Here is a 20,948-nt window from a genome sequence, read left to right as displayed (position 1 = left end):
CCCTATCACTCCCCCTGTAATAAGTTATTTACCGTAGTTGAAACCATTCCCCAGCTTTGTTTAAATTCTTCAAGCTGCTCTAATCCTTTATCGGTTACGTGATAATATTTTCGTTTTGGACCGAGTGAGGAGGCTTTTAATGTTCCTTCAATCAATTTTTCTTTTTGCATACGTAACAATAACGGATATATGCTTCCTTCGCTTACGAATGTAAATCCGTGTTTATTTAATTTTGTGCTCAGCTCATATCCGTACACTTCTTCTTGTGAAATGATGTATAGGATGCAACCTTCTAGTACACCTTTTAACATTTGGCTGTGCATGATTTCACCACCTTTTACTCAGGTAACTTGCGTTGCAAGGTAGATGTTATCCAAATTATAACATTCAGTAACTTGCAACGCAAGTTACTGAAGTGGAAAACTTTAATGCGTGTTAATTTTTCAACGTTTCCCATACTAACGAGAGGGAGGGAAGCACATGAAACCATTTATGCCAAAACTCGTTTACTTTGAACCAAAGGCACTTGAATATCCGCTTGGAAAAGAGCTTTATGAGAAGTTTACGAAGATGGGATTAGAAATTCGTGAAACGACATCACATAATCAAATTAGAAATTTGCCAGGAGAAAATGATTTGCAAAAGTATCGTAATGCAAAGGCTACACTTGTCGTTGGAGTAAGGAAGACGCTAAAGTTTGATACGTCAAAACCGTCAGCTGAATATGCAATTCCGCTCGCAACAGGGTGTATGGGACATTGTCATTATTGCTATTTGCAAACAACACTTGGGAGTAAGCCTTACGTTCGTGTGTATGTCAATCTTGATGAAATATTTGAGAAGGCAAAGCAATATATGGATGAAAGGGCACCTGAAATAACAAGATTTGAAGCAGCGTGTACATCAGACATTGTTGGGATTGATCATTTAACACATGCATTAAAGCGGGCGATTGAATTCATTGGAGAAAGTGAATATGGGCGCTTACGTTTCGTCACGAAATATTCGCACGTTGATCATTTATTAGATGCAAAGCATAATGGGAAAACTCGTTTCAGGTTTAGTATAAATTCACGATATGTAATTAAAAATTTTGAACCAGGGACATCGCCATTTGAGGAGCGAATTGAGGCGGCACGTAAAGTAGCAGGTGCAGGTTATCCACTTGGTTTTATAGTCGCGCCACTTTATATGCATGAAGGATGGGAAGAAGGATATCGTGAACTATTTGAGCGACTGTACAATGCGCTGAAAGATATGAAGATACCAAATTTAACGTTTGAATTAATTCAGCATCGTTTTACGAAACCAGCGAAAAAGGTTATTCAAGAGCGTTATCCAAATACGAAGCTTGAAATGGATGAAGAGAAGCGGAAGTATAAATGGGGACGATATGGCATCGGAAAATATGTATATAAAAAGGATGATGCAGCAGTATTGGAAGAAACGATAAGAGGTTATATAAATGAATTTTTTCCTAATGCAGAAATACAATATTTTACTTAAGGGGGGTCTGTATGCAAATACAGATTCTTTTTTGTTTTATATATTTAGGCTCGTTTTCAACTTGTCACGTTATTCTTTCTGGTGTATCATTTTATTGATTGCTTCGTACGGAATAAGCAAAATGAACTTGGATGGAGGAAACCGATGCCTACCCCTAGTATGGAAGATTATATTGAACAAATTTATTTGTTGATTGATGAAAAGGGTTACGCCCGCGTATCTGATATTGCTGAAGCGCTTAGTGTACATCCATCCTCTGTAACAAAAATGGTGCAAAAATTAGACAAAGATGAATATCTAATTTATGAAAAATATAGAGGGCTTGTATTAACAACAAAAGGTAAAAAAATCGGAGAACGTCTCGTATATCGTCATGACTTGCTAGAGCAATTTATGCGTATTATCGGTGTGGATGAAAGTAAAATTTACAATGATGTAGAAGGAATTGAACATCATTTAAGTTGGGAAGCGATTGATCGCATTGGTGATTTAGTGCAATACTTTGAACAAGATGCATTCCGAGTGGAAACACTTCGCGGTGTTCAAAGAGCAAATGAAGAGAAAAGTAATTAAGGGGAACGTATGGCGTTTCCTTTTTTATTTCAATTCGAAAAGGATGGGAGAATTATGAAAGCAATTATTTTTGATTTTGATGGATTAATTGTGGACACAGAAACGATATGGTTTCACTCTTTCAGAGATGCTGTTCGTGAATACGGCGGGGAACTACCTTTAGAGGAATTTGCGAAATGCATTGGAACAACAGATGAGGTACTTTATACATATCTAAATGATCAATTAAAAGAGAAGTTTAACAAAAGTGTATTAAAAGAAAAAGTGGCAACTTTACATAAAGAGAAAATGAGAATACCAGAAGCTCGTGACGGGGTAAAAGAATATTTAGAAGAAGCGAAAGAAATGGGATTAAAAATCGCACTAGCTTCTAGTTCTTCTAGAGAATGGGTTATTCATTTTTTAGAAGAGCTACAAATTCGAGAATATTTTGAAGTAATTAAAACGAGAGAAGATGTTGAGAAGGTAAAACCAGATCCGGCTCTTTATCGAGTTGCAATAGAAGAATTAGGAATTAAGCCATCTGAAGCTGTTGTATTTGAAGACTCATTAAATGGATTGAGAGCAGCAGTTGCAGCGGGATTAACGTGCGTTGTGGTACCTAATGATGTGACACGGAATTTACCGTTTGAAAATCATCATCTTCGAATTGAAAGTATGAGAGAGAAAAGTTTAAAAGAAGTGCTTCAAAGTATAAAAAAAGACCGTATTTCCTAAAAGGAAGCACGGTCTTTCTTTTTGCTTTTTTTGCCTTCAATGACAGTTAAATGAGACTGTTTTCTTTTTCGTTTCAAAGTGGAAGAATTCCCTTTTTTACTTTTGTCATTAGAAGTATTTGACTTAAAGAAAGAATTGCCTAGGGGTGCTACATTTTGTTTCCCATGTTTGCGGTTCGATTGTTTTGCCGCACGCTTATATGAGCTTTGCGAATTTGCGGAACCACTGGAATTTGTAAACATCTTGTATAGCAAGTAAAAGATACCGACAACAAGTAACATGTACCCGATATTTCTTAATACACCCATGGGATTTGTAATAACAGATGAAACAAGGCCGAATATTGCCAATCCGATAATAAGCACAAATATAGCGAAAGTAAACGAACGACCGTTCATAAGGGACACCTCCTAAAAACATATATTGAAATTAGTATATTAACGATGAGGAAAGGAGTTGAACACCATTTTTAAATAATTATTGTTTGTTCTCTAAACGTAATAATTCTTCAAACGATGCAATTGCTACTTCCACTTGATCATCTGTTGGTTCTTTCGTTGTTAATAGTTGTAGCCATAATCCAGGATATCCAAGTACGCGTAATACGGGAATGTCTCGTAATCGATTTGTAAATTGCAATACTTCAAAAGAAATACCAAGTACAACTGGAATTAATAAAATTCTGTTTATAACTCGTGCCCAAAGAGGATCTGTAGGGACTAGGAAATAAACGAACATTCCAATAATGACTGTAAATATAATAAAGCTACTGCCGCATCTATAATGGAGACGAGTTTGCTTTTGAACGTTTTCTACAGTCAGAGGAAGGTTATTCTCGTAAGCATTGATTACCTTATGCTCTGCACCGTGATACTGAAATACCCGCTTAATAAGTGGGGTTAAAGAAATAAAGTATATATAGCTCAATAATAGCATGAGCTTAATGACACTTTCGACAATGATTTGCCCAGTATGAGATGGGAAAATCGGTCTCGTTAATTCAGCTAATAGTGCAGGAACTGCTGTGAAAATGACTTTACCGAATATAAAAGATAAAACGCCAACAGCTGCAACTCCTAATACCATCGTTAATTTTGATTGTTCTTCTTTTTTATTTGCAATTTGTTCATCATCTTCTGGGTGGACGTCAAATCGTTCTGAAGCGAAGTTTAAATGCTTTGCTCCATTCGCACTTGCATCCACAATAGCGGCAATCCCTCGTAAAAATGGAATTTTTTTTAGGGTAGATAGTACTTTATTACGAACGCGTGGTAATCGATAAAATTCAATCGATTTATCTTTACGACGAACCGCTGTAACAGTATATTCTCTACCGCCAAACATAACTCCTTCTATGACCGCTTGCCCGCCATATATTTGTTTTGACTCTTCTGCCATGTTAACACCAACCTGTATTTGTTTCTCTCTTATGTAGAAAAAGAGGCAATTGTCATACTGGGTTCTGTCGTTTTGAAATAAGACAATCACCGAGTTTCCTTTATTTTATCGGCAAATACAAGTAGATGACAAGGGAAAATGTTATGAGAGTCGGACATTTCTTATTCTTTTTATAGACAAATTTCGCAGGATTTAAACATGCTTCAAAATAGTTTCGGGCATACTATTGAGCGGAGGTGTCGATGTGAGTCAAGAACAATTAGGAACAAGGAATTTTGTGCAGATTGGTTTGTTTGGTGGAATCTTTTGGGGCGGGATCTGGTATTTCCTTCATATATTTTCATTCACGGAGGCGGGACCGAATTATTTCCTTTTACCATTTGCGTTTGGAAGTTGGAAAGAGGGGGTATGGGGCAATATGTTCGGAATAGTGTGTATGGGACTTCTTTCAATTTTGATCGCCTTTTTGTATAAAGCATTTTTTGCGAAGTTTGAAGGGATTATAGCGGGAATTATTTATGGGCTATTTTGGTGGGCACTACTGTTTTTGGGGATGGGTTTAATGGCTCCTGTTATTAAAAGTGCGCTCCATTTACCAAAAGAGACAATTGTGACGACAATATGTATTTTTATATTGTATGGTGTGTTTATAGCATATTCTGTTTCTTACGCAGTAAATAGCAATAAAGCAGAACAAGAAGGGTAAGAGAAGACGAACTATTCAAATAAGTAACTCCTATGTTAAAATATTGTATAGATATTTAATATTAAGGAGTTTTAAGAATATGAAAAAGTTACTCCTCGTAAACGGTCCTAACCTAAATCGCCTCGGTGTTCGTGAGGTAAATGTATATGGAAAGGGCACGCTAGCGACACTTGAAGCAGATATGAAGCAAGAAGCAGAAACAATGGGAGTGGAGTTAGAATGTTTCCAATCGAATCATGAAGGTGCCATTATCGACATTATTCATGAAGCGGAAGATATATATGAAGGGATCATTTTAAATCCGGGAGCATTTACGCATTATAGCTATGCGATTCGTGATGCCATTGCGAGCATTTCGATTCCTGTTATTGAAGTACATATTTCTAACATTCATCAGCGTGAATCGTTCCGTCATGAATCTGTGACGGCAGCTGTTTGTGCAGGTCAAATTGTAGGATTTGGTTTTTATGGCTATAAGTTAGCATTATTTGCATTAATGGAGAAATTGAGGGAGGCATAAAGTAATGGAGAAAATTGAAAGATTACGAAGTGCATTTGATGAGGCTGGCATTGACGGTATTTTGTTAACAAATGAACATAGTCGTAGATATATGGCTAACTTCACAGGAACAGCAGGCGTTGTTCTTATTTCAAAAGATCGTGCTCAATTTATTACAGATTTCCGTTACGTCGAGCAGGCAAGTAAACAAGCGGTTGGATATGAGGTTGTACAGCACGCAGGATTGATCATTGATGAAGTGGCAAAGCAAGTGAAAGAGCTTGGAATTCAAAAACTTGGTTTTGAGCAAGATACTCTTACATATAGTTCTTATTCAGTGCATAAGGAAGCGATTGATGCTGAATTTATCCCGACTTCTGGACTTGTAGAAAAGTTACGCTTGATAAAGACTGATTCAGAGATTAAGATATTAAAGGAAGCTGCACAGATTGCAGATGCTGCCTTTGAGCATATTCTATCATTCATTCGCCCGGGAGTATCTGAAATTGAAGTGTCAAATGAACTTGAATTTTTCATGAGAAAACAAGGAGCAACATCTTCTTCGTTTGATATTATCGTTGCTTCAGGTCTTCGTTCGGCATTACCGCACGGCGTGGCATCTGAAAAAGTGATAGAAACAGGAGATTTCATTACATTAGACTTCGGCGCTTATTACAAAGGATATTGTTCTGATATTACTCGTACGATTGCAGTCGGTGAACCATCTGATAAATTAAAAGAAATTTATAATATCGTTTTAGAAGCACAACTACGTGGTGTGAACGGTATTAAAGCTGGTTTAACAGGTCGCGAGGCTGATGCGCTAACGCGTGACTACATAACGGAAAAAGGATATGGTGAATACTTTGGACACTCTACTGGTCATGGAATAGGTCTTGAAATCCATGAAGCACCAGGTTTAGCGTTCCGTTCTGATACAGTACTTGAACCAGGTATGGCTGTAACAGTAGAGCCAGGTATTTATATTCCAGGTATTGGCGGCGTACGTATTGAAGATGATATCATTGTGACAAGTGAAGGTAATGAAGTAATTACGAAATCACCAAAAGAACTTATTATTTTGTAATACACAGGAGGATTTTTTTACATGATTTCAGTAAACGATTTTCGTACAGGTTTAACAATTTCAGTGGACAATGCCCTTTGGCAAGTACTTGATTTCCAACACGTAAAGCCAGGTAAAGGTGCTGCATTCGTTCGTTCTAAACTACGTAATCTTCGCACAGGTTCTGTTCAAGAGAAAACATTCCGTGCAGGTGAGAAAGTAGAAAAAGCACACATCGAAAACCGTCGTATGCAATACTTATACGCAAGCGGTGAGGCTCACGTATTTATGGATAACGGAACTTATGAGCAAATCGAACTTGGTGAAAAACAAATCGAGCGCGAGCTTAAATTCCTAAAAGAAAACATGGAAGTAGCAATTATGACTTACCAAGGCGAAGTACTTGGTGTTGAACTTCCAAACACAGTTGAATTACAAGTTACAGAAACAGAGCCTGGTATTAAAGGTGATACTGCTTCTAACGTAACAAAACCAGCTACATTAGAAACTGGTCTTGTTGTACAAGTACCAATCTTCATTAACGAAGGCGAAATGCTTATCATCAACACTGGTGAAGGTAAATACGTTTCTCGTGCATAGTAAAAAAACACTCGTGATAATTCACGAGTGTTTTTTTTATAGGAAATAGGGTAGATAGTAAATAGCTGTTACTATAAAACTGACTAAAACAAGTGAAAGAGTACCCATAATAGATGGAGTCAAAACAATTTGAAATGGTTTTATTTCGCCAGTCTCAACGCCAGTTAATGTTTTGCTTATTGCGTGATCTGTAATGTTATTTCTATGGTTACTCATAATAATTAACCACATAATTGCAAATATTGCTAAACTACCAAGGAAAAAGGTCTCTATAAATGACCAACCGACTAATAATGAAAAAAGATAAATAAGAGCTAATTCTACTACAACGGTTAAACTAATTTTCAATGCCTTCATATTTTTCCTCCTCATTCTGTAATTTCAACCAGTTTAAAAAATTTTCACGTGACACGACATGCAGAGAGCAAGGTGACCTTACTTCTTTCTCTAGTGCAGCGTGTTCGTCTGGAAACTTGTTTTCCACATGCAATGAAATATAGGGTAGTTTTTCTTGTGCTTTTAGTGAGCGGATATTATTCGTTTTAGCACCAGCAAATACGTAGGAAAGTTGTAAGTCTAAAAAGGCGATTTTAAAGATTTCTTTTTTAGCAGCCTCGTTATAGCCTTTTCCCCAGTATGGATAGCCAATCCAACTACCAATGTGAGATTGCTTTTTTTCATTATTAATATGTTTAAGTGTGGTGAGGCCAATTATTTCATTTTCTTCATTCACAATCATTCTCGATAAGGATTTCTTTTGACGCTCTTCTTCTATTGCGAAAAGAAGAAATGTTTTCGTGTCTTCGATGTTTTCTACCGTTATCCCCAATGCATTTTTTATATGTGGATCACTTGATAGCTCGAAAATCACATTTGTATAGCATAAATCTAGTGGTAATAAAGTGACGTGCTGCATGGTTTAAACCCCTTTCAAACTAAATATACCATAATATGCCATAAAATAATATGAATATTCAGATTCTAATTCAGACTTTAGAGAAAAATTATGTTTTTACTTCTGAAATAGACAACCTCTGCATATGGTTGTACAAATATATTCTTTTTTAGAATACGAAGTTAGTAACTGTTACGGGAGAAGGTGGAAGAATGAAACAGTGGCTAGCGGCAATGGAAACATCCGTGCTTGTTATGGGGGCACTTCGATTATTTTCAGGTAGTGCGGAGATATTTGCTGCTTTGCTTATGCTTTATGTGAATGATGCGAAGAAAGCGTTGTTTATAAATGGTATGTTGGCGTTTGTTGGACCTACCGTATTAATTTTAACAATGACAATTGGGATAGCGAGTGTAGCAAGTGAAATTTCTTTCTTGAAGCTCTTTTTTCTAGCGCTTGGAATTTGCTGTATTTTTATCGCATTACTGAAATAGTAAGTCGAGTATAGTGGGGAGAAGCCGATGAAAGAGGTATTAGAAGTTTTACCAAAAACGATGAAGTACTTAATTGAAGAATGTAAGCAATACGATGCTTTAGAGGAAATTCGTGTTCGAATTGGAAGGCCGCTAGAGTGTATTGCACACGGAAAGGTGTTTTTTTATGACTATATCACTACTGCAGAGGATGCTATTTACTTATTGAATAAATTAAGTCAATTCTCAATTTATACGATGGAAGAGGAATTAAAACGTGGGTATGTGACGCTTCGCGGGGGGCATAGAATCGGGTTAGCAGGAAAAGTCATTACAGAAAAAAGCGCAGTGAAAATGATTCGTGATGTCTCTTCCTTTAATATTCGTATTGCTCGTCAAAAAATAGGGATTGCTGAACCGCTTTTGCCATATTTGTATGAAAAAAGGTGGTTAAACACGATGGTAATTGGCCCTCCCCAAACGGGAAAAACGACACTTTTAAGAGATGTAGCACGTTGCATGAGTCAAGGGGTAAGTGCTTCGGAAATTCCTTCCTGTAAAGTGGGGATCGTTGATGAACGGTCAGAAATTGCTGGCTGTGTGAAAGGAATCCCGCAATATGATTTTGGTACCCGAGTCGATGTGTTAGATGCATGTCCAAAGGCAGAAGGAATGATGATGATGATTCGTTCTATGAGTCCTGATATTTTGATCGTAGATGAAATTGGCCGTAAAGAAGATAGTGAAGCAATTATGGAGGCAGTGCATGCAGGTGTTCAGCTTTTTATAAGCGCACACGGATTTTCCTATGAGGATGTTGTGAGACGTCCATCGCTCAAGGCAGTGCTAGAGCTTGGTATATTTGATAGGTTTGTGGAGTTGTCAAAAGCGAGGGGTCCAGGAACGGTTATGCAGGTGAAAGATAAATATGGAAAACCAGTGTTATCAAATAGAAAGGCTGAGGGCGTATGGTGAAAATATTTGGTGCAGTGTTAATCGTTGCGGTCAGCACCTTTTTCGGGTTTTCGTACGCTAAAAGATACAGTGAGAGGCCGAGGCAACTTAGGTTATTAAAATCAGCACTTCAATCATTAGAGGCAGAAATTATGTATGGACACACACCTTTATCTGAGGCTGCCGAGCGATTAGTTAAACAAATGCCAAAGCCATTAAATTGGATATTTCAAAGTTTCGCTAAAAAACTAGAAAGTGGAGAACAAACGGTAAGGGAAGCTTGGATAGATAGTTTGAAAGAGAATTGGAAGTTGACGGCTTTTCAACAAACCGAGTATGAAATACTGCAGCAATTTGGTGAAACGCTCGGGCAACATGATCGTGAATCACAACAAAAACATATTCGCTTATGTATTACACATTTGGAGAGAGAAGAAGAGGAAGCGAAAGCTTTACAACTGCAATACGAAAAAATGATTAAGAGCTTAGGGGTACTAGCAGGGCTACTAATTGTAATTTTACTGCTATAGGGGGGGAGAAAGGCGATGTCCATTGATGTTGGATTAATATTTCAAATCGCCGGAATCGGCATTGTTTTAGCTTTCATTCATACTGTACTAAAAGAATTGAAGCGTGAGGATATTGCAAATTGGGTTATCCTTGTCGGTTTTGTCGTCATTTTATTTCATGTTGCATTTTTAATTAATACGCTATTCGACAAGATTAAAAGTGTCTTTCTCTTCCAGTAAAGGAGGCGGTTCGAATCGAAATTATACAAATTGTCGGATTAGGCCTCGTTGCTACGTTTTTAGCTGCTGTTTTGAACCAGCATAAATCTAGTATTACATCTTTATTTATTGTGTTCGTAGGTAGCGTGATGTTTCTTATTTTAATCGATCAAATTCATTCTATTTTACAAATGATTGAGAGAGTAGCGAGTGAAGCGAAAGTTAGTAACGTCTACGTGGAAACGTTACTAAAGATTATTGGAATTGCTTATATTGCCGAGTTTGGAGCTCAAATTACAAAAGATGCTGGTCAAGGTGCCATCGCTTCGAAAATTGAACTTGCTGGGAAAATCTTAATTCTCGTTATGGCAATTCCTATTTTGACGGTTGTAATTGAAACTATTCTCGGATTTTTACCGACGGGATAAGGGGGAGTGAATGTTGAGGAGGTTTGGAGCTAAGCTGCTATTTGCTTGCTTCCTTTTCTTTTCTTTACCGGTTGTTGTACAAGCTTCTCCTGTAGAAACAAACGTCGTTGATCAACAATTGGATAAGCTCGGAATTGAAGATGTGAAGCAATTTTGGGACGGGCTTGTTACAAAATATGGAGGCTATTTGCCAGAGAGTCAAAAAGGGAGTTTTATGGAGTTTGTAAAGGGAGAAAAAGAATTCTCTCTAAAAGAGTGGATGATAGGGTTATTAAAATATTTATTTCATGAGCTTGCAGCTAATGGAAAACTGCTTGGCACACTCATTATGCTCACAATCTTTAGTGCATTGTTGCAATCACTGCAATCCGCTTTTTCAAAAAGTAGTGTAAGTAAAATTGCTGATGCTGTTGTATATATGGTACTTATTATTTTTGCTTTAAATAGTTTTTATGTCGTTATGACATATGCAAGAGAAACGATACAAACAATGGTAGATTTCATATTAGCGCTATTGCCAATTTTATTGGCGCTTATAGCGACTGGTGGCGGGGTTGTATCTGTATCTTTCTTTCATCCGATTATCATTTTCTTAATGAATACAAGCGGGCTTCTTATGAATTATATCGTTCTACCGCTTTTATTACTGGCAACGATATTAAGTATTGTAAGTACAATGAGTGATCAATATAAAGTGACGAAATTGTCCAAGCTTCTGCAAAACGTTAGCGTTGGGATTATCGGTATTTTCTTAACGATTTTTTTAGGAGTATTATCTGTACAAGGAACAGCAACAGCCGTTGCTGATGGAATAGCTGTGAAAACTGCTAAATTTGTAACAGGGAACTTCATTCCAGTAGTCGGAAGGATGTTTACAGAAGCGGCAGATACTGTTATTAGCGCATCAGGATTATTGAAAAACACAGTCGGAATTATTGGGCTCGTCATTTTATGTTTAATTGTTGCTTTTCCAGCGATTCAAATTTTCTGTATCGCATTTATTTATAAATTCGCAGCAGCAGTATTGCAACCGGTTGGCGGCGGAGCAATTATTCAATGCTTAGACATTATTGGACGAAGCATCATTTACGTATTTGCTTGCTTAGCTATCGTATCATTTATGTTCTTTTTAAGTATTACAATTATTATTGCTGCGGGGAATATTACACTTATGATGCGGTAGGAGGTGAAGAGTATGCAATTTGTTACAGAGTGGATCAGAAATATTATCGTTTTTTTGCTCTTAGCGACAATGCTTCATCTTATTCTTCCAAATTCGAATTTGCAAAAATACGTTAAATTCGTTGTAAGTCTTTTGTTAGTCGTATTAATTTTAACACCCCTTTTTAAACTATTGCAGACAGATGTAAATGAAGTAATTGCAAATTTTAATGAAGAAAAGTACGTAGCAGAAGGATCTGTAAAAAATTCAATAGATTCGAAGAAAAAAGAAATACAAGCTCTAACACGTGCATATAGTTTAGAAGAGATGGCTACCAAAATGAAAAAAGAAGTAGGAAAAGAGTTTGAGAAACAGTATGGTATGTCAGTCTCTGAAATACAAATAGTCGCAGCGGAAAGCACAGCGGAAGTAAAGTCAGCGAAAGATATTCAATCTGTTGTTGTGACGTTAAAAGAAAAAGAACGTAGTAAAAATGATGCAATCGAAACAGTAAAACCAGTTGAAATTAACACGAAAGAACCACCGAAAAAAGTAGAGGAAACGAATGTAGAAATGAAAGACTTCTTTTCAAGCAGGTGGCAACTAGAGAATAAACAAATCCAAGTTCAAATGGAAGGGAGGACAGGTAGAGTAAATGGACAATAAAGATAAAAATTCGAAGTTCTCATTTTTTCGAAACTTATTGAATGGAGATGAAAAAGAAAGTAATGAGAAGGGAAGAAAGGTAACACCTAAGTTCTTACTTGTCCTACTCATACTTGGAATTTTGCTTATGTTTTCTAGTAGTTTTTTTTCAAGTAAAAAAGAAGAAGTACCTGTATTTAAAGAACAAAAAACTCAAAACCAGGAAAAAGATGTACCAACTTTTGGACAAAAAAATAATGATAATATGTCAAATGTAGAAAAATATGAAAAAGCGTATGAACAAGAATTAAAAACTGCTTTAGAAGAAATAGCAGGAGTAAAAGACGTAACGATTAAAGTGAATTTAGATTCATCTGAAGAAAAAATTTTAGAAAAAAATACAGTGAAACGCTCACAAACAACAGGTGAAACAGATAAAACAGGCGGTAAGAGAGAAGTAGAGGACGAGTCTCTTGATGAAAAGACTGTCATTATACGTGAAGGGGATAAAGAAACTCCTGTTGTTTTACGAACAGAGAAGCCGAAAGTACGTGGTGTTCTTGTCGTAGCAAAGGGAGTGGATAATATACAAGTTAAAGCAATGGTAAAAGAAGCTGTGATAAGGCTGCTAGATGTACCGGCCCATCGCGTTTCAGTTTCACCGAAAAATTGATAGGGAGGAAATAAAGTGTTAAAAAAACAAACAGTTTGGTTATTAACGATGTTAAGTTTAGTTGTTGTACTATCTGTGTATTACGTGACAACTCCTGACAAAATGAATACAGCATCGCCGGCAACAGGTGAAAAGATTGGACAAGAAAAACAAGGTACTGATAAAGCAGTAACAAACGAAGCGCCTAAAGAAACTCCGAAAAAAGAAAATACAAGCAAGGAAACAACAAATAAAGAAACAGACAAAAAAGAAAATGCAAAAAAAGAAACAAGTAAAAAAGAGGGCAATGTATCAGTTCAATCAAGTGATGAGAATTTCACAGCTTTACGTATGCAAATGGAAGATCAGCGTAGTGAACAAAAAGCAAAATTACAAGAAGTGATGAGTTCAACAAAAGCTTCAGCAACAGAAAAGAATAAAGCGAAAGAAAATTTTGATGCCATTACGACAATGGAAACGAAGCAAGAATTACTTGAGACAGTAATTAAATCTCAAGGAGGATATCCAGATGCTCTTGTAAGAGCTGATGGCACTGATATTAGAGTAACGGTTAAAGCGGCAAAACATTCACAGAAAGAAGCAAATAAAATTATTCAACTTGTAAGAAGTGAAGGCGGATCAAAAGATGTAGGTGTGAAATTTGATCCACCAGCGAAATAAGTGAAACTTTAATCCGTAGGGATTTCCCTGCGGATTATTATCTTTTACTAAGCAAAGGGTATGCAAATAGTAAAATAGAGTATGTAAGTAAATGTGTGAATAGAAAAAAGCTATCATTTTCGATAGCTTTTTTCTATGTCGTCTTTGTAATTATTTTTACTATGTTCAACTCGGAATGGAGAAACACGTTGTGAGTAAAAGATTAATGGTTCATGGTACTGATGATTACTTTTTCCGGATTTGACGTGGATGAAAAGAACGCATGCCCAAACGATTACGGCAGGTAAAAAGAGAATGAGCCATATCATATTTCCACACCTCAACACAATATATTTTCTACACTTTGAACATACTATTCTTATATGAAGGAATGATGAACGGCGTGTAAACAAAAAAATAATATTTGGTAAAAATATGTTATTGACTATAGGTGTGGTGAAGAGTGAGGAGGGAATGGCATGTTTGCTTTGTAACGTTTTGCAAAAGTAGTGAATGTTTTTTAAGAAGTGGTCTTGCCAATTTCATGTGAAACTTGGTATTATTACTAGGTATTAAATTTTTATTGGAATAATATTTTTACAGGAATTTCGATTTATTATAAAGAAATATAAATTGGAATGTTTAAAAAATTTATCGTAAGATGGAAATAGTAAATATTTCTATTAGTTAATGAAATATATTTTCTAATAGAGTACATCGTATTTTTACAGTCAATCTAGTTTTCGTGACGAGAATCTGTAAAAACGGGACAAACAAGAGTATGGGAGTGGATTTTACATGTTTAAAATTCAAGAAGTTCGTGAATTAATTAAATTAATTGATAGCTCTAATATTGATGAATTTGAATACAAAAAAGACGGTACAACAATCAAAATGAAAAAGCGTGGTAATGAAGTTGTTGCTGTGCAAGCACCTGCAGCAAAACAAGCTATGCAACCAGTAGCGCCTGTTGAAGTTGAAACGACAGTAGCAGCAGCGCAAGCAGAAGTGCCAAAACAAGAAGAGAAGAAGGTTGTTCAAAATGAAAACCTACATAAAATCACATCACCGATGGTAGGTACATTCTATTCTTCTTCTTCGCCTGATACACCTCCATATGTAAGTGTTGGGGATAGAGTATCGAAAGATTCTATCGTATGTATTGTCGAGGCTATGAAGTTATTTAACGAAATTGATGCTGATGTAGAGGGCGAAATTGTTGAAATTCTTGTTAATAACGGACAGCTTGTTGAATATGGACAACCGCTATTTCTTGTAAAAGCGTAATAAGGGAGTCTTTGTGATGATAAAAAAAGTATTAATAGCCAATCGTGGGGAAATTGCTGTACGAATTATTCGTGCTTGTAAAGAAATGGATATTGAAACAGTTGCAATTTATTCAGAAGCAGATAAAGAGTCACTTCACGTACAGATTGCAGACGAGGCGTATTGTGTAGGACCAACGATTTCGAAAGAAAGCTATTTAAATTTGACAAACATTATTAGCGTTGCGAAGTTAACAGGCTGCGATGCTATTCATCCGGGATACGGATTTTTAGCAGAGAATGCAGATTTCGCAGAGTTATGCCGTGAATGTAACTTGATTTTTATCGGTCCAAGTCCAGAAGCTATTTCAAAGATGGGCACAAAAGACGTTGCTCGTGATACAATGAAAGAAGCAGGGGTTCCGATTGTACCAGGTTCACAAGGGATTATTAAAAATACCGAAGAAGCGATTGAGCTTGCTAATCAAATTGGATATCCAGTTATTATTAAAGCGACTGCAGGTGGCGGCGGAAAAGGTATTCGTGTTGCACGCCATGAAGAAGAGCTTATAAAAGGAATTCAAATTACACAGCAAGAAGCTAGTACCGCTTTTGGGAACCCTGGTGTATACTTAGAAAAGTACGTTGAAGATTTCCGCCATGTTGAGATTCAAATAATGGCAGATACACACGGAAATGCCATTCATTTAGGAGAGCGTGATTGTACAATTCAGCGCCGTTTGCAAAAACTATTAGAAGAAAGTCCATCACCTGCACTTGATGAAGAGATTCGCAAGCAGATGGGTGAAGCGGCAGTTAAAGCGGCGGTAGCGGTTGATTATACAGGTGCTGGTACGGTTGAGTTTATTTATGAATATAAAACGAAAACCTTTTACTTCATGGAGATGAATACGAGAATTCAGGTTGAGCATCCGGTTACTGAAATGGTAACAGGAATGGACTTAATTAAAGAACAAATTCTTGTTGCTTCAGGAGAAAAGTTATCGTTACAGCAAGAAGAAGTACAATTTAATGGTTGGGCAATTGAATGTCGAATTAATGCGGAAAACCCTGCCAAAAAATTTATGCCATCTCCAGGTAAAGTAGAAATGTACTTACCACCAGGAGGATTTGGTATTCGCGTCGATTCAGCTGTATATCCGGGATATTCAATCCCACCTTTCTATGATTCGATGGTTGCTAAATTAATTGTTCACGGAAAAACACGTGAAGAGGCAATTGCAAAAATGAAGCGCGCACTTAGTGAATTTGTCATTGAAGGCGTACATACAACAATCCCGTTCCATTTGCAATTGCTAGATCATCCTGATTTTGTAAAAGGTGAGTTTAATACGAAATTTTTGGAAGAGCATGAACTTGTGACGCAGTGATACATTAAAGGAGGTTTTTTTCATGGCTGAACATATGTTAGATATGGGTCAAGATACAACTCTTGGTAAAGTAGAAATTGCACCAGAAGTAATTGAAGTAATTGCAGGTATTGCAGCTGCTGAAGTAGAAGGTGTAGCGGCAATGCGCGGTAATTTTGCTACAGATGTTGTTGAGAAGTTAGGTAAGAAAAATCATGGTAAAGGTGTAAAGGTTGAATTAGCAAACGAAGATATTATCGTTGACCTTTATGTTGTAATGTATTTTGGTGTAGCAATTCCAGTTGTTGCACAAAAGATTCAAGACAATATTCGCCAAGCACTCTTTACAATGACAGGACTTGAGCCAAAAGAAGTGAATGTTCACATCGTTGGCGTAACATTCGAAACACAAAAAACAGAAATCGAACCAGTGTAAGAATGAAAAGGTGCCTAGTAACATAGGCATCTTTTTTATCGTTTCATTTCTTCACAAATTACAACCCTCTAATTATTATACTATTTCAAAAAATAAGAAATAAACAAGAAAATGTGTCGTTTTTCCAAAAAACGTACATTGTGATAAGATATGGAACTTGAAGTTAATCTTTTTATTATTTTTCAGCCTTGTAACCCGTGTGTGAAACGATAAATTGTGTTATTATCATTGTATTATAAGGTTGGAAAATCAATGAAAACTGTAAGAGTAAGTGAATTGACGGCTTATAAATTATAATAATATAACAAAGTATAAGGAAAGACTTGAAGCATAAAGGAGAGTTACAATGAAACGTAGGACGGCTAGAGAAAGAGCAATGCAAGCATTATACCAAATGGATATTACAGGTGAATTAGAACCGAAAGTAGCAGTGGAAAACACGCTAGATGAAGGCGAAGAAACAAATGAGTTTCTAGAGTCACTTGTAGTAGGTTTTGTAGAAAATAAAGAAGCAATCGATGAAGCGATTCGTCAAAATTTAAAAAAGTGGAAGCTTGAGCGTATTAGTATTGTTGATCGCAGTATTTTACGTGTAGCTGTGTATGAAATGAAATACATGGAAGAAATTCCACACAACGTAACAATTAACGAAGCAATTGAAATTGCTAAAACATTTGGGGATGAGGAATCTCGTCGTTTTATTAACGGCGTTTTATCTAATATAAAAGATACACTGTAAATTCTTTAAGGGGGAATCTTAAAATGGTAGCAGTAATCATCAAAGGAAATGAAGTTGCGGAGAAAAAACGAGCACAATTAACAGAAGAAGTTGTGAAGTTGAAAGAGCAAGGTATTGTACCAGGATTAGCAGTTATTTTAGTTGGAGAAGATCCAGCATCTCGTTCTTATGTGAAAGGAAAAGAAAAAGGCTGTGAACAAGTAGGGATTTACTCAGAGCTAATTGAACTTCCTGAAACAATTACTGAGGAACGTTTGCTTGCTGAAATCGATCGCTTAAATGGCGATGACCGTATTAATGGCATATTAGTGCAATTACCTTTACCAAAACATATTGAAGAAAAAGCTATCATTGAAAGAATTTCACCAGAAAAGGATGTAGACGGATTTCACCCAATCAGCGTGGGACGTATGATGACGGGACAAGATACATTCCTTCCATGTACACCGCATGGTATTGTAGAATTAGTAAAAGAAACAAATCTTGATATTTCTGGAAAACATGTAGTAGTAATTGGAAGAAGTAATATTGTCGGTAAACCAGTGGGGCAATTGTTTTTAAATGAAAATGCCACTGTCACATATTGTCATTCTAAGACGCAAAATATGAAAGAGTTATCGAAGTTAGCTGATATTTTAATCGTAGCTGTTGGACGACCTAAAATGATAACAGCGGATTATATTAAAGAAGGGGCGGTTGTAATTGACGTTGGTGTTAACCGTTTAGAAACAGGAAAACTTTGTGGTGATGTTGACTTTGACAACGTGTTAGATGTTGCGGGTTACATTACACCTGTGCCAAAGGGTGTTGGTCCAATGACAATCACAATGCTTCTTCATAATACTGTTGAATCTGCCAAACGTGCAGGTGTCGTTTGTAAATAATTTGAGTCGGCTATGAGGAGAGAGAAATGGAGAAGCAATATTTAACCGTTACAGCGTTAACACGCTATATAAAAACAAAAATAGAATATGATCCGCATTTGCAGTCTGTTTGGTTAAAAGGTGAAATTTCCAACTTTAAAAATCATAGCCGTGGCCACATGTATTTTACATTGAAAGATGAAAATGCAAGAATCGCAGCGGTTATGTTTGCGGGCCATAATCGTAATATTAAATTCAAACCTGAAAATGGGATGAAGGTACTCGTGAAAGGAAAAATCTCTGTTTACGAGGCGAGTGGTTCTTATCAAATTTATATTCAAGACATGCAGCCTGACGGAGTCGGAAATTTACATTTAGCGTACGAACAGTTAAAAGTTCGTTTAGAAGAGGAAGGACTTTTTTCTCAAGTTTATAAAAAAGCGATTCCTCCTTACGCTAAAACAATAGGTGTGATTACGTCGCCAACAGGAGCAGCGATTCGTGATATTATAACAACGATTAAACGTCGTTATCCAATTGGGAATGTTATTGTATTTCCGGTACTTGTACAAGGGGAGTCAGCGGCTCCCTCGATTGTACAAGCGATTCGTACAGCGAATGAAATGGGAGAGATAGATGTACTAATCGTTGGTCGTGGTGGAGGTTCTATTGAGGAATTATGGGCTTTCAATGAGGAAATGGTTGCAAGAGCAATCTTTCAGAGTGAAATTCCTATTATTTCGGCAGTAGGCCATGAAACAGATTTTACAATTGCAGATTTTGTTGCAGATTTACGCGCGCCAACACCGACCGCAGCAGCTGAGCTGGCAGCACCTAATATTATAGAGTTACAAGAAAAGGTATTACAAAGAACTCTGAGATTGCAAAGAGCGATGAGAGAGTTAGTACATAAAAAAGAAGAAAAACTACAAGTGTTGCAAAAATCGTATGCGTTCCGTTATCCAAGACAAGTATATGAGCAAAAGGAAGAGCAATTAGATAGAGCGCTAGAACAGCTTGTTTTAGCGAAAGAGCGCTATATTGATAAAAAGGTGAATCAGTTAAAGCAACTTTCATTTTATTTAGAGAAGCACCACCCATCTCAAAAAATTATGCAAACGAAGGTAGCTGTGGAAACGTTGCAAAAGCAATTACAACGTGAAATGCAAACGTTACTTCAAACGAAAGAATTTGCCTTTGTAAGAGCTGCTCAAAAACTTGAAGCATTAAGTCCGCTTAAAGTAATGATGAGAGGGTACGGGCTTGTATATGATGAAGAGAAGCAAGTGTTAAAAAGTGTGAAAGATGTAAGCCTTGGAGATGCTGTTTCAGTTCAATTACAAGATGGAATACTAGATTGTAGCGTATCAGGCATAGAGGAGCGTGAATTGAATAATGGAAAATAAATTAAGCTTTGAAGAGGCAATTTCGCAACTTGAGCATCTTGTTTCTAAGCTAGAACAAGGTGACGTACCTTTAGAAGAAGCGATTTCTTATTTTAAAGAAGGTATGGAATTATCTAAGCTTTGTGATGAGAAGCTGAAGAATGTACAAGAACAAATGGCAGTTATTCTTGGGGAAGATGGAGAGCTTGAACCGTTTACTGCTTTAGGAGATGAAGCATAGTGACGATTGCTTTTGATACTTTTTTGAAAGAAAGTAAAACTTTCGTAGAAGAAAAACTTGTAAGCTATGCAAATGGATTACAATGTCCAAATGTACTTCGTGAAGCGATGGCATATTCTTTGGAAGCGGGTGGAAAACGTCTCCGCCCGTTACTTTTGTTTGCAACATTACAAGCGTTTGGGAAAGAAAGAAATCTTGGAGTAGGTGCAGCTTGTGCTCTTGAAATGATTCATACATATTCGTTAGTTCATGATGATTTACCTTGTATGGATGATGATGATTTAAGAAGAGGAAAGCCCACAAATCACAAAGTATTTGGTGAAGCGATGGCAGTTTTAGCAGGAGATGGCTTATTGACATATGCTTTTCAAGTTATTATGGCATATGAGCAACAAGAAATTTCTGCTGAAAAAAAAGTAAGACTTGTACTTGAACTCGCAAAAGCAGCAGGACCAGAAGGAATGGTTGGCGGACAAGTGGCAGATATGGAAGCGGAAGGGAAACGCCTTACGATTGATGAATTGGAGTACATCCATAAACATAAGACCGGAAAACTACTTGAATTTGCTGTACTTGCGGGTGCGATACTTTCTGATGCGACAGAAGAGCAAGAAGAAAAGTTGCTTACGTTTGCCAAATATATCGGTCTAGCTTTCCAAATTCGAGATGATATTTTAGATGTCGAAGGAACTGAAGAAGAGATTGGAAAACCGATTGGTAGTGATCTTTCTAATGAAAAGAGCACATATACGACGTTGTTTACTGTAGATAGAGCAAAGGATATTTTAGAAGAAACAATTGCAGAAGCAAAAGGTGCGATTAGCTCCTTGCAATTACAAGATGAATATTTACTATCTATTTGCGATTTGATTGCAAAACGTAATAACTAATATAACAGCGTTTTCATTTGTTGAGTCATTCATCATTTTATGATATAAATGTAGGAAAAGGTTTTTCTTTTCTTGTTATTGGCAAAAATATATGTAG

Annotated in this window: 30 protein-coding genes; 24 read left to right on the top strand and 6 right to left on the bottom strand. The window is 36.6% G+C overall.

Annotated features, from left to right (window positions below; all coding sequences use genetic code 11):
- Positions 1–5: 5 nt before the first annotated feature.
- On the bottom strand, positions 6–323 hold the full coding sequence (locus ACTFR3_RS12125) for a PadR family transcriptional regulator (protein ID WP_000556083.1): 318 nt from the start codon (positions 321–323) through the stop codon (positions 6–8).
- A 157-nt stretch (positions 324–480) separates the two neighbouring features.
- Between ACTFR3_RS12125 and splB the strand changes: the two genes are divergently transcribed.
- The 3 genes from splB to ACTFR3_RS12110 all read left to right on the top strand — a co-directional run bounded on the left by splB (position 481) and on the right by ACTFR3_RS12110 (position 2,796).
- A complete protein-coding gene (gene splB / locus ACTFR3_RS12120) occupies positions 481–1,506 on the top strand; it encodes a spore photoproduct lyase (protein ID WP_440044440.1) in 1,026 nt (341 codons plus the stop codon).
- A gap of 144 nt (positions 1,507–1,650) precedes the next feature.
- A complete protein-coding gene (mntR, locus tag ACTFR3_RS12115) occupies positions 1,651–2,079 on the top strand; it encodes a transcriptional regulator MntR (RefSeq protein WP_075677907.1) in 429 nt (142 codons plus the stop codon).
- A gap of 54 nt (positions 2,080–2,133) precedes the next feature.
- Positions 2,134–2,796: an HAD family hydrolase gene (locus ACTFR3_RS12110; protein ID WP_025687934.1), complete on the top strand. Its 663-nt coding sequence runs from the start codon at positions 2,134–2,136 to the stop codon at positions 2,794–2,796.
- Here ACTFR3_RS12110 and ACTFR3_RS12105 read toward each other — a convergent pair.
- On the bottom strand, positions 2,793–3,194 hold the full coding sequence (locus ACTFR3_RS12105; protein ID WP_001014463.1) for an SA1362 family protein: 402 nt from the start codon (positions 3,192–3,194) through the stop codon (positions 2,793–2,795). The genes ACTFR3_RS12110 and ACTFR3_RS12105 overlap by 4 nt on opposite strands.
- A 79-nt stretch (positions 3,195–3,273) precedes the next feature.
- Positions 3,274–4,194: a DUF1385 domain-containing protein gene (locus tag ACTFR3_RS12100; RefSeq protein ID WP_000807121.1), complete on the bottom strand. Its 921-nt coding sequence runs from the start codon at positions 4,192–4,194 to the stop codon at positions 3,274–3,276.
- A 244-nt stretch (positions 4,195–4,438) separates the two neighbouring features.
- Between ACTFR3_RS12100 and ACTFR3_RS12095 the strand changes: the two genes are divergently transcribed.
- The 4 genes from ACTFR3_RS12095 (at position 4,439) to efp (ending at position 7,065) form a co-directional block, all read left to right on the top strand.
- Positions 4,439–4,900: a YqhR family membrane protein gene (locus tag ACTFR3_RS12095; protein WP_440044439.1), complete on the top strand. Its 462-nt coding sequence runs from the start codon at positions 4,439–4,441 to the stop codon at positions 4,898–4,900.
- 79 nt (positions 4,901–4,979) lie between these two features.
- Positions 4,980–5,420, top strand: coding sequence for a type II 3-dehydroquinate dehydratase (aroQ, locus tag ACTFR3_RS12090; RefSeq protein WP_000735140.1), 441 nt, complete (start codon positions 4,980–4,982; stop codon positions 5,418–5,420).
- A 4-nt stretch (positions 5,421–5,424) separates the two neighbouring features.
- Positions 5,425–6,486: a Xaa-Pro dipeptidase gene (gene pepQ / locus ACTFR3_RS12085; protein WP_440044438.1), complete on the top strand. Its 1,062-nt coding sequence runs from the start codon at positions 5,425–5,427 to the stop codon at positions 6,484–6,486.
- 21 nt (positions 6,487–6,507) lie between these two features.
- Complete coding sequence (efp, locus tag ACTFR3_RS12080) at positions 6,508–7,065, top strand: elongation factor P (protein ID WP_000626516.1); 558 nt, start codon at positions 6,508–6,510, stop codon at positions 7,063–7,065.
- A gap of 36 nt (positions 7,066–7,101) precedes the next feature.
- On the opposite strand, the gene ACTFR3_RS12075 is transcribed toward efp, so the two are convergent.
- Complete coding sequence (locus tag ACTFR3_RS12075) at positions 7,102–7,422, bottom strand: hypothetical protein (RefSeq protein WP_000645572.1); 321 nt, start codon at positions 7,420–7,422, stop codon at positions 7,102–7,104.
- Complete coding sequence (locus ACTFR3_RS12070) at positions 7,403–7,981, bottom strand: GNAT family N-acetyltransferase (protein ID WP_001164986.1); 579 nt, start codon at positions 7,979–7,981, stop codon at positions 7,403–7,405. Before ACTFR3_RS12070 ends, ACTFR3_RS12075 begins: the two co-directional genes overlap by 20 nt.
- A gap of 191 nt (positions 7,982–8,172) precedes the next feature.
- Between ACTFR3_RS12070 and ACTFR3_RS12065 the strand changes: the two genes are divergently transcribed.
- Genes ACTFR3_RS12065 through ACTFR3_RS12025 form a run of 9 tightly spaced genes read left to right on the top strand, consistent with a single transcriptional unit; the run spans position 8,173 to position 13,683 of the window.
- Entirely contained in the window at positions 8,173–8,454 is a 282-nt protein-coding gene (locus tag ACTFR3_RS12065; protein ID WP_000816050.1) for a YqhV family protein, read from the top strand.
- A gap of 27 nt (positions 8,455–8,481) precedes the next feature.
- The gene (gene spoIIIAA / locus ACTFR3_RS12060; RefSeq protein ID WP_000665905.1) at positions 8,482–9,408 is read left to right on the top strand and encodes a stage III sporulation protein AA; all 927 of its coding nucleotides are present in this window, start codon (positions 8,482–8,484) and stop codon (positions 9,406–9,408) included.
- Positions 9,402–9,917 (top strand): stage III sporulation protein SpoIIIAB, encoded by a 516-nt coding sequence (gene spoIIIAB, locus ACTFR3_RS12055; RefSeq protein WP_000238702.1) that lies wholly within the window; start codon positions 9,402–9,404, stop codon positions 9,915–9,917. The genes spoIIIAA and spoIIIAB overlap by 7 nt, the downstream gene beginning before the upstream one ends.
- A gap of 15 nt (positions 9,918–9,932) precedes the next feature.
- On the top strand, positions 9,933–10,136 hold the full coding sequence (gene spoIIIAC, locus ACTFR3_RS12050; protein ID WP_000020914.1) for a stage III sporulation protein AC: 204 nt from the start codon (positions 9,933–9,935) through the stop codon (positions 10,134–10,136).
- 23 nt (positions 10,137–10,159) lie between these two features.
- Positions 10,160–10,543 carry a stage III sporulation protein AD gene (spoIIIAD, locus tag ACTFR3_RS12045; RefSeq protein WP_077393170.1) on the top strand — a complete coding sequence of 128 codons (384 nt, stop codon included), beginning with the start codon at positions 10,160–10,162 and terminating at the stop codon, positions 10,541–10,543.
- A gap of 10 nt (positions 10,544–10,553) precedes the next feature.
- On the top strand, positions 10,554–11,726 hold the full coding sequence (gene spoIIIAE, locus ACTFR3_RS12040) for a stage III sporulation protein AE (protein WP_000946110.1): 1,173 nt from the start codon (positions 10,554–10,556) through the stop codon (positions 11,724–11,726).
- A 12-nt stretch (positions 11,727–11,738) separates the two neighbouring features.
- Positions 11,739–12,371: a stage III sporulation protein AF gene (spoIIIAF, locus tag ACTFR3_RS12035; protein WP_001161052.1), complete on the top strand. Its 633-nt coding sequence runs from the start codon at positions 11,739–11,741 to the stop codon at positions 12,369–12,371.
- Entirely contained in the window at positions 12,361–13,023 is a 663-nt protein-coding gene (spoIIIAG, locus tag ACTFR3_RS12030; RefSeq protein ID WP_000368880.1) for a stage III sporulation protein AG, read from the top strand. Before spoIIIAF ends, spoIIIAG begins: the two co-directional genes overlap by 11 nt.
- 15 nt (positions 13,024–13,038) lie before the next feature.
- A complete protein-coding gene (locus ACTFR3_RS12025; RefSeq protein ID WP_000914710.1) occupies positions 13,039–13,683 on the top strand; it encodes a SpoIIIAH-like family protein in 645 nt (214 codons plus the stop codon).
- Positions 13,684–13,796: 113 nt separating this feature from the next.
- On the opposite strand, the gene ACTFR3_RS12020 is transcribed toward ACTFR3_RS12025, so the two are convergent.
- Positions 13,797–13,991 (bottom strand): hypothetical protein, encoded by a 195-nt coding sequence (locus ACTFR3_RS12020; protein ID WP_002179810.1) that lies wholly within the window; start codon positions 13,989–13,991, stop codon positions 13,797–13,799.
- A 469-nt stretch (positions 13,992–14,460) separates the two neighbouring features.
- On the opposite strand from ACTFR3_RS12020, the gene accB reads away from it, so the two are divergent.
- From accB to ispA, 8 genes are all read left to right on the top strand, one after another.
- Complete coding sequence (gene accB / locus ACTFR3_RS12015) at positions 14,461–14,949, top strand: acetyl-CoA carboxylase biotin carboxyl carrier protein (protein WP_000472866.1); 489 nt, start codon at positions 14,461–14,463, stop codon at positions 14,947–14,949.
- A gap of 16 nt (positions 14,950–14,965) precedes the next feature.
- On the top strand, positions 14,966–16,318 hold the full coding sequence (gene accC, locus ACTFR3_RS12010; protein WP_000592871.1) for an acetyl-CoA carboxylase biotin carboxylase subunit: 1,353 nt from the start codon (positions 14,966–14,968) through the stop codon (positions 16,316–16,318).
- Between the two features lie 22 nt (positions 16,319–16,340).
- Positions 16,341–16,733 (top strand): Asp23/Gls24 family envelope stress response protein, encoded by a 393-nt coding sequence (locus tag ACTFR3_RS12005; RefSeq protein ID WP_000807630.1) that lies wholly within the window; start codon positions 16,341–16,343, stop codon positions 16,731–16,733.
- A gap of 346 nt (positions 16,734–17,079) precedes the next feature.
- Positions 17,080–17,472 carry a N utilization substance protein NusB gene (gene nusB, locus ACTFR3_RS12000; RefSeq protein WP_000830247.1) on the top strand — a complete coding sequence of 131 codons (393 nt, stop codon included), beginning with the start codon at positions 17,080–17,082 and terminating at the stop codon, positions 17,470–17,472.
- A 23-nt stretch (positions 17,473–17,495) separates the two neighbouring features.
- A complete protein-coding gene (gene folD / locus ACTFR3_RS11995) occupies positions 17,496–18,356 on the top strand; it encodes a bifunctional methylenetetrahydrofolate dehydrogenase/methenyltetrahydrofolate cyclohydrolase FolD (protein ID WP_000226732.1) in 861 nt (286 codons plus the stop codon).
- 26 nt (positions 18,357–18,382) lie between these two features.
- The gene (gene xseA, locus ACTFR3_RS11990; protein WP_000415251.1) at positions 18,383–19,741 is read left to right on the top strand and encodes an exodeoxyribonuclease VII large subunit; all 1,359 of its coding nucleotides are present in this window, start codon (positions 18,383–18,385) and stop codon (positions 19,739–19,741) included.
- Complete coding sequence (gene xseB / locus ACTFR3_RS11985; RefSeq protein ID WP_000428423.1) at positions 19,731–19,961, top strand: exodeoxyribonuclease VII small subunit; 231 nt, start codon at positions 19,731–19,733, stop codon at positions 19,959–19,961. The genes xseA and xseB overlap by 11 nt, the downstream gene beginning before the upstream one ends.
- Complete coding sequence (ispA, locus tag ACTFR3_RS11980; protein WP_440044437.1) at positions 19,961–20,851, top strand: (2E,6E)-farnesyl diphosphate synthase; 891 nt, start codon at positions 19,961–19,963, stop codon at positions 20,849–20,851. The genes xseB and ispA overlap by 1 nt, the downstream gene beginning before the upstream one ends.
- The last annotated feature ends 97 nt before the right edge of the window (positions 20,852–20,948 follow it).

This window comes from Bacillus cereus group sp. MYBK14-1, from assembly GCF_051916885.1.
Lineage (GTDB): Bacteria > Bacillota > Bacilli > Bacillales > Bacillaceae_G > Bacillus_A > Bacillus_A cereus.
The sequence above is the reverse complement of the archived record's forward strand: the minus strand, read 5'-3'. Positions and strand labels throughout refer to the sequence as shown.

Excerpts from the sequence above, each read along its gene's own strand:
- mntR (WP_075677907.1), top strand. The coding sequence starts at position 1,651 with ATGCCTACCCCTAGTATGGAAGATTATATTGAACAAATTTATTTGTTG.
- spoIIIAC (WP_000020914.1), top strand. The coding sequence starts at position 9,933 with ATGTCCATTGATGTTGGATTAATATTTCAAATCGCCGGAATCGGCATT.
- xseB (WP_000428423.1), top strand. The coding sequence starts at position 19,731 with ATGGAAAATAAATTAAGCTTTGAAGAGGCAATTTCGCAACTTGAGCAT.
- spoIIIAG (WP_000368880.1), top strand. The coding sequence starts at position 12,361 with ATGGACAATAAAGATAAAAATTCGAAGTTCTCATTTTTTCGAAACTTA.
- splB (WP_440044440.1), top strand. The coding sequence starts at position 481 with ATGAAACCATTTATGCCAAAACTCGTTTACTTTGAACCAAAGGCACTT.
- ACTFR3_RS12075 (WP_000645572.1), bottom strand. The coding sequence starts at position 7,422 with ATGAAGGCATTGAAAATTAGTTTAACCGTTGTAGTAGAATTAGCTCTT.
- folD (WP_000226732.1), top strand. The coding sequence starts at position 17,496 with ATGGTAGCAGTAATCATCAAAGGAAATGAAGTTGCGGAGAAAAAACGA.
- ACTFR3_RS12100 (WP_000807121.1), bottom strand. The coding sequence starts at position 4,194 with ATGGCAGAAGAGTCAAAACAAATATATGGCGGGCAAGCGGTCATAGAA.
- aroQ (WP_000735140.1), top strand. The coding sequence starts at position 4,980 with ATGAAAAAGTTACTCCTCGTAAACGGTCCTAACCTAAATCGCCTCGGT.
- spoIIIAF (WP_001161052.1), top strand. The coding sequence starts at position 11,739 with ATGCAATTTGTTACAGAGTGGATCAGAAATATTATCGTTTTTTTGCTC.
- ACTFR3_RS12005 (WP_000807630.1), top strand. The coding sequence starts at position 16,341 with ATGGCTGAACATATGTTAGATATGGGTCAAGATACAACTCTTGGTAAA.
- ACTFR3_RS12065 (WP_000816050.1), top strand. The coding sequence starts at position 8,173 with ATGAAACAGTGGCTAGCGGCAATGGAAACATCCGTGCTTGTTATGGGG.
- ACTFR3_RS12110 (WP_025687934.1), top strand. The coding sequence starts at position 2,134 with ATGAAAGCAATTATTTTTGATTTTGATGGATTAATTGTGGACACAGAA.
- spoIIIAA (WP_000665905.1), top strand. The coding sequence starts at position 8,482 with ATGAAAGAGGTATTAGAAGTTTTACCAAAAACGATGAAGTACTTAATT.
- nusB (WP_000830247.1), top strand. The coding sequence starts at position 17,080 with ATGAAACGTAGGACGGCTAGAGAAAGAGCAATGCAAGCATTATACCAA.
- ACTFR3_RS12070 (WP_001164986.1), bottom strand. The coding sequence starts at position 7,981 with ATGCAGCACGTCACTTTATTACCACTAGATTTATGCTATACAAATGTG.
- efp (WP_000626516.1), top strand. The coding sequence starts at position 6,508 with ATGATTTCAGTAAACGATTTTCGTACAGGTTTAACAATTTCAGTGGAC.
- pepQ (WP_440044438.1), top strand. The coding sequence starts at position 5,425 with ATGGAGAAAATTGAAAGATTACGAAGTGCATTTGATGAGGCTGGCATT.
- xseA (WP_000415251.1), top strand. The coding sequence starts at position 18,383 with ATGGAGAAGCAATATTTAACCGTTACAGCGTTAACACGCTATATAAAA.
- spoIIIAE (WP_000946110.1), top strand. The coding sequence starts at position 10,554 with ATGTTGAGGAGGTTTGGAGCTAAGCTGCTATTTGCTTGCTTCCTTTTC.
- spoIIIAB (WP_000238702.1), top strand. The coding sequence starts at position 9,402 with ATGGTGAAAATATTTGGTGCAGTGTTAATCGTTGCGGTCAGCACCTTT.
- accB (WP_000472866.1), top strand. The coding sequence starts at position 14,461 with ATGTTTAAAATTCAAGAAGTTCGTGAATTAATTAAATTAATTGATAGC.
- ACTFR3_RS12020 (WP_002179810.1), bottom strand. The coding sequence starts at position 13,991 with ATGATATGGCTCATTCTCTTTTTACCTGCCGTAATCGTTTGGGCATGC.
- accC (WP_000592871.1), top strand. The coding sequence starts at position 14,966 with ATGATAAAAAAAGTATTAATAGCCAATCGTGGGGAAATTGCTGTACGA.
- ACTFR3_RS12105 (WP_001014463.1), bottom strand. The coding sequence starts at position 3,194 with ATGAACGGTCGTTCGTTTACTTTCGCTATATTTGTGCTTATTATCGGA.
- ACTFR3_RS12125 (WP_000556083.1), bottom strand. The coding sequence starts at position 323 with ATGCACAGCCAAATGTTAAAAGGTGTACTAGAAGGTTGCATCCTATAC.